This is a genomic window from Polaromonas sp. P1_E3 (genome assembly GCF_056405935.1).
In genome coordinates, this window is record NZ_JBFUBD010000145.1 from 1 (window position 1) to 6,630 (window position 6,630).

At 63.0% G+C, this 6,630-nt stretch carries 3 protein-coding genes and 1 pseudogene; 3 read left to right on the plus strand and 1 reads right to left on the minus strand.

Annotation, left to right across the window (positions count from 1 at the left end; translation table 11 throughout):
• Positions 1-108 precede the first annotated feature (108 nt).
• The gene (gene smc / locus AC1D0Z_RS14120; protein ID WP_477658857.1) at positions 109-3,645 is read right to left on the minus strand and encodes a chromosome segregation protein SMC; all 3,537 of its coding nucleotides are present in this window, start codon (positions 3,643-3,645) and stop codon (positions 109-111) included.
• Positions 3,646-4,058: 413 nt separating this feature from the next.
• Between smc and dapC the strand changes: the two genes are divergently transcribed.
• The 3 genes and pseudogenes from dapC to AC1D0Z_RS14135 all read left to right on the plus strand — a co-directional run.
• Positions 4,059-5,264, plus strand: coding sequence for a succinyldiaminopimelate transaminase (gene dapC / locus AC1D0Z_RS14125; RefSeq protein ID WP_477658858.1), 1,206 nt, complete (start codon positions 4,059-4,061; stop codon positions 5,262-5,264).
• A 12-nt stretch (positions 5,265-5,276) separates the two neighbouring features.
• A complete protein-coding gene (gene dapD / locus AC1D0Z_RS14130) occupies positions 5,277-6,113 on the plus strand; it encodes a 2,3,4,5-tetrahydropyridine-2,6-dicarboxylate N-succinyltransferase (protein WP_477658859.1) in 837 nt (278 codons plus the stop codon).
• Between the two features lie 48 nt (positions 6,114-6,161).
• Positions 6,162-6,630, plus strand: a pseudogene (locus AC1D0Z_RS14135) (PilT/PilU family type 4a pilus ATPase); the annotation flags it as partial.

A 6,630-nucleotide genomic window follows, 5' to 3' on the forward strand; every position in this document is an offset into this window, starting at 1 on the left:
CCCCCACGCTTCTCGCTTCGCGTAGTACGCTGCCCCCCCAGGGGGCCGCTGCGCCTGCGGCCCGGCAAAGCCGGTTCCGCGGCCCCTGCTGGCATAAAACCCCGGCGTTCATGCTGCCTCAGCGAAACCGATGGCGGCTTCCATGTCCACCGCCACGATGCGCGAAACGCCCTGCTCCTGCATGGTCACRCCGATCAGYTGCTCGGCCATTTCCATSGCGATCTTGTTGTGGCTGATGAASAGGAACTGCGTTTCCTTGCTCATGGACTTCACCAGCTTGGCGTACCGCTCGGTGTTGGCGTCATCCAGCGGCGCGTCGACCTCATCCAGCAAACAGAACGGTGCGGGGTTGAGCTGGAAGATGGCAAACACCAGCGCGATGGCTGTGAGCGCTTTTTCGCCGCCCGACAGCAGGTGGATGGTCTGGTTTTTCTTGCCGGGCGGCTGGGCGATCACCTGCACGCCGGCGTCGAGGATTTCCTCGCCCGTCATCATGAGTTTGGCGTTGCCGCCGCCGAAGAGCTCAGGGAACATGCGGCCGAAATGGCCGTTGACGGTGTCGAAGGTGCTGGAAAGCAGGTCGCGCGTTTCGATGTCGATCTTCTTGATCGCATCTTCCAGCGTGGTCATGGCTTCGTTCAGGTCGGCAGACTGCGCGTCTAGGAACTGCTTGCGTTCGCGCGCCGTGCTCAACTCGTCCAGCGCGGCCAGGTTGACGGCGCCCAGCGACTGGATTTCGCGGTTGATGCGGTCGATCTCGCCTTGCAGGCCGGTCAGGCGCACGTTGCCTGACTGGATGGATGCCTCCACCGCAGCCAGGTCGGCCTGTGCATCGGCAAGCAATTGCGCATATTGTTCAAAGCCCAGGCGAGCCGCCTGCTCTTTCAGCTGGAACTCGGTGATGCGCTGGCGCAGCGGGTCCAGCTCGCGCTCCAGCTGCAGGCGCCGTTCGTCGCTGGCGCGCAGCTTGTTGGTCAGGTCGTCGTACTGGCTGCGCTTGGCGCCCAGGTCGGTTTCGCGTTCCAGCTTCACGCTCAGCGCGCTCTGCAGGCCGGCTTGTGCCGCGGCGTCTGTCAGGCGCGTGAGTTCTTCGCGGGCTTGCGCTTCTTCGCTGGCGATAGAGCTGGCCTGCTGGGCCGCGATGTCGATGGAACGGGTCAGCTCTTCACGGCGGGACGCCAGGCTGCGCAACGCAAACGCGGCTTCCTGCGCCTGGCGTTCCAGGGTGCGCTGCTGCTCGCGTGATTCACCCAGTTTTCGCTCGGTTTCGATCACCCGGTCATCAAGCTGTGCATGGCGCTCCTGGCTGTCGGCCAGTTGCATGTCGAGCTCTTCAAAGCGGCCTTCTGCCGTGACCTTGCGCTCTTGCAGCTCGCCGAGCTGCGCTTCGATCTCAGCCATGTCGGCCTGGATCTGTTCGCTGCGCGCGCGGGTCTGCTCGGCCAATTGCGTCAGGCGCAGCACTTCGACCTGCAACTCATGGGTGCGGCTTTGGCCTTCGGCGCTTTCACGGCGGGCAGTGGCCAGGCGCTGGGCGGCATCGGCATAGGCGGCTTCAGCGCGGATCAATGCAGAGCGGGCTTCTTCGCTGATCAAGGCCTGGGCCTTGAGCTGCTTGTCGAGGTTTTCGATTTCCTGGGCGCGGGCCAACAAGCCGGCCTGCTCGGAATCCTGCGCGTAAAAGCTCACGCTGTGGTGCGTGACGGCGTGGCCGCTCTGCACGTAAATCACTTCACCGGCTTGCAGTTTGTCGCGCGCGGCCAGGGCATCGTCCAGGCTTTGCGCCGTGTAGCAGCCCTGCAGCCAGTCCCCCAGCAATGCCGACTGACCGGCGTCGTTCAGGCGCAGCAGTTCGGTCAGCGGCTTGAGGTTGATCGAGGCATTGGCGCGTGCAGGCGCGGCGGCGCTGGGTGGCGAATAAAACGAGAGCTTGGCAGGCGGCGTGTCGCGTCCATCGGTGCCCGCAAAGCCGCGCACCATGTCGAGCCGGCTGACTTCCAACGCACCCAGCCGCTCGCGCAGTGCGGCTTCCAGCGCGTTTTCCCAGCCCTGTTCAATGTGGATGCGGCTCCACAAGCCTTGAAGGCCATCGAGGCCATGCTTGGCCAGCCAGGGCTTGAGCTTCCCGTCGGTCTTGACCTTTTCCTGAAGCGCCTTGAGCGCTTCCATGCGCGCCGACAGGTCGGCACGTTTGGCGGATTCGGTGTTGACAGTATGCTGCAGCGTGCGGCGCTCTTCATCAAGCTGCGGAACGCTCTCGGTCAGCTCGTGCAGGCGGGCTTCGGCTTCGGCCTGGGCCTCTTGCGCGGCAGCGAACTGTGTGTTGAGGTTGGCCAGACGGGCTTCGTCAGGGGCGTTAAGCGCATTGCGGTCTGCGGTGAGTTTTTCCAGCCGCAGGTTCAGCGTGCGCGACTGCTCTTCGATGTTGCGCTGGTCGGCGGCCAGCACCTGGATTTGCTGCTGCACCTGGCCGACGCTGGCGCGCTGTTCGTTGGCTTTGGCCTGGGCCTGGCGCAGGGCATCCTCGAGAGCGGGCAACTGCGTCAGGTGCTCTTCGGTCTGCGCAGCCAGCAGCTCGGCTTTTTCTTCGGCTTCAATGGCTTGCGCGGCCAGGTTTTCCGTCTCGACGGCGGCATCTTCCTTGCGCGTGGCCCACTGGGCGGTTTGCTCTTTCAGCTGGGCCAGGCGTTGTTCGACGCGCTGCCGGCCGTCAACCACAAAGCGGATTTCGGCCTCCAGGCGGCCGACCTCTGCGCTGGCCTCGTACAGCTTGCCCTGGGCCTGGTTGACCTGGTCGCCGGCCGAATAGTGCGCCTGGCGGATGGTTTCGAGGTCGGCCTCGATGTGGCGGAGGTCGGCCACGCGGCTTTCCAGGTCGTTCACGGCTTTCTCGGCGTCAGCCTTGACCTTGGACTGGTCGGCTTCGCTTTCGGCGCGCTTGAGGAACCACAGCTGGTGCTGCTTCAGGCTGGCGTCGGCATGCAGCGTGTTGTAGCGCATGGCCACCTCGGCCTGCTTTTCGAGCCGGTCCAGGTTGGCGTTGAGTTCGCGCAGGATGTCTTCGACACGGGTCAGGTTTTCACGGGTGTCCGACAGGCGGTTGGCCGTCTCGCGGCGGCGCTCTTTGTATTTGGAAACACCGGCGGCTTCTTCGAGGAAAAGGCGCAGCTCTTCGGGCTTGGACTCGATGATGCGGCTGATGGTGCCCTGGCCGATGATGGCGTAGGCGCGCGGGCCGAGGCCGGTGCCCAGGAATACGTCCTGCACGTCGCGGCGGCGCACGGGCTGGTTGTTGATGTAGTAGCTGGAAGTGCCGTCGCGCGTCAGCACGCGCTTGACGGCGATCTCGACAAACTGGCCCCATTGGCCGCCGGCGCGGTGGTCTGCGTTGTCAAAGACCAGTTCCACGCTGGAGCGGCTGGCGGGTTTGCGCGTGGTGGTGCCGTTGAAGATGACGTCCTGCATGGACTCGCCGCGCAACTCGGACGCCTTGCTCTCACCCAGCACCCAGCGCACCGCGTCCATGATGTTGGACTTGCCGCAACCGTTGGGGCCCACCACACCGACCAGTTGGCCCGGCAGTACAAAATTGGTGGGCTCTGCAAATGACTTGAAACCAGATAGCTTGATCGAATTGAGACGCACGGCAGTCCCTGTTTTTTTGAGCCTGAGCCAGGGAATTAAAACCTAACTCATTGATTTTTATAGCGTTTTACGGCAAAACACTGACACACGGCGTGTACCACTTTCAGTAGCGCACGGTCCGCCATGTTACCCGAGCGGGACAGCGATTTTGCCGGGAAAAAGGCCCTTGACGGCCCCTCGCGTGAAACACTTTGCTTCGGACGGCGATGCCCCGCCCGCCTGAGTTTTCGGATGCGTTGCGGCACCAGTGGACGCCAAATAGCAGGAGAGCCCAAAAATTTATATCAAATCGGCCTCCAGCCCAATGGGGACGAGCGCTAGCAGCTATTAATTCAATAGCAATCGGGTAAGGTCCCGCCAGCCCTTGCCAGAACCGGCGGCGGGGCATCGGGGCGAGGCTGGATAATCCGGGTATGAATCCCCTGCTTTCACGCCTGCAGCCCTATCCTTTTGAGCGGTTGCGCCAGCTGCACGCCGATATCGCCCCCAATCCGGCCTACAAACCCATCAGCCTGGGCATTGGCGAACCCCGCCATGYCACGCCCCAGCTCATCAAGGATGCGCTGACAGCCAGTCTGGGCGGCCTGGCCAGTTACCCCGGCACCCTGGGCGAGCCGAAGCTGCGCCAGGCCATGACCGACTGGATGGCCCGCCGCTACGGCTTGAAACTGGACCCGGCCACACAAGTCCTGCCAGTCAACGGCTCGCGTGAGGCGCTATTTTCACTGGCRCAAACCGTGCTGGATGCCGGCAAGCCGGGCGCTACCGTGATTTGCCCCAATCCTTTCTATCAAATCTACGAGGGGGCGGCCCTGCTGGCAGGCACCCAGACATGGTTTGCCCCCAGCGACCCGGCACGCAATTTCGCAGTGAACTGGGCCAGCGTGCCCGAAGCCGTCTGGACCAAGACCCAGCTGGTGTTTGTCTGCTCGCCAGGCAACCCTACTGGCGCGGTGATGTCGCTTGCCGAATGGAAGCTGCTGTTCGAACTCAGCGACCGCTATGGCTTTGTGATCGCCTCCGACGAGTGCTACAGCGAGATCTATTTCCGCGACGAAGCACCCCTGGGCGGCCTGCAGGCGGCCTCGCAACTGGGCCGGCATGACTTCAAAAACCTGATTTCCCTGACCAGCCTCTCCAAGCGCAGCAATGTGCCGGGCCTGCGCAGCGGCTTTGTGGCCGGTGATGCCGCGCTGATCAAGCCGTTTTTGCTCTACCGCACCTACCACGGCAGCGCCATGAGTCCCATCGTGCAGGCGGCCAGCATTGCCGCCTGGAACGACGAGCAGCACGTGGTGGACAACCGCGCCATGTACCGCGAAAAATTCGCCAAAGTCACCCCAATGCTTTCGGCCGTGATGGACGTCGCCCTGCCCGACGCAGGCTTTTACCTGTGGGCCGCAATTCCCGAAGTCTTCAAGGGCTCGGACACTGCGTTCTCGCGCGAGCTGCTCGCTCTTTACAATGTCGTGGTGTTGCCGGGCAGTTACCTGGCACGCGATGCGCAGGGGCACAACCCCGGCGCCGGCAGAATCCGCATGGCGCTGGTGGCAGAAACCGCCGAATGCGTGGAGGCCGCAGAGCGCATCGTCCAGTTCATCCAATCCAAAGCTCACTGAAAAACCATTCTCATGACTCAAGCCAACCTGCAAGCGCTCCAGCAAACCATTGACGCCGCCTGGGAAGACCGTGCCAGCCTGTCGCCCAAATCGGCGCCCAAGGACATCCTGGAGGCCGTGGAGCAAACGATCTCCCAGCTGAACAATGGCTCGCTGCGTGTGGCCACCCGTGAAAGCGTGGGTGTGTGGACGACGCACCAGTGGATCAAGAAAGCCGTGCTGCTGAGCTTTCGCCTGCAGGACAACGAGCTCATGCGCGCGGGCGACCTGGGCTTTTTCGACAAGGTCAAGACCAAGTTTGCGCACCTGAGTGAAGCCGAAATGCGCGCTACTGGCGTGCGCGTGGTGCCGCCCGCCGTAGCCCGCCGCGGCAGCTTTATCGCCAAGGGCGCGATCCTGATGCCCAGCTACGTCAACATCGGCGCCTGGGTTGGCGAAGGCACCATGGTCGACACCTGGGCCACCGTGGGCAGCTGCGCGCAGGTCGGCAACAACGTGCACCTTTCCGGCGGTGTGGGCCTGGGCGGCGTGCTGGAGCCTTTGCAGGCCAACCCCACCATCATTGAAGACAACTGCTTTATCGGCGCGCGCTCCGAAGTCGTCGAAGGCGTGATCGTCGAAGAAAACTCGGTGATCTCGATGGGCGTCTACATCGGCCAGAGCACGCCGATTTACGACCGCGAAGCGGACACCGTCACCTATGGCCGCATTCCTGCGGGCTCAGTCGTGGTGTCGGGTAACCTGCCAAAGGCCGGCGGCAAGTACAGCATGTACTGCGCGGTGATCGTCAAGCGCGTGGACGCAAAAACCCGTTCCACCACCAGCCTGAACGACCTGCTCCGTGACTAAACACTGCCTTTTGGCTTGATTGCATATTGAAATGACTGGGAGCGGACTATGAGCACGATGGAAAGAATCCTGCGTTTGATGGTGGACAAGAAGGCGTCTGACGTCTACCTGTCGGCCCATTCACCCGCCCTGATCAAGATCAACGGGCAGGCCATCCCGATCAACGCGCAGATCCTGCCGCCGGAGGCGCCGCGCAACTTGCTGGCCGAGGTATTGCCGCCCGAGCGCATCGAAGAGATGGAGGAAATGGGTGAGCTCAACATGGCGCTGCCGATTGCCGGCCTGGGCAATTTCCGTATCAGCGGATTCAAGCAGCGCAGCACCTACGCCGCAGTGATCCGCTACATCCCCAGCGAAATCCCGCCTCTGGAAAGCCTGAATGTGCCGCCCATCCTGGCTGACCTGATCATGGAAAAGCGCGGCCTGCTGCTGATGGTTGGTTCCACCGGCGCCGGCAAGAGCACCACGCTGGCCTCCATGATCGATCTGCGCAACGAGACAACGCTGGGCCACATCC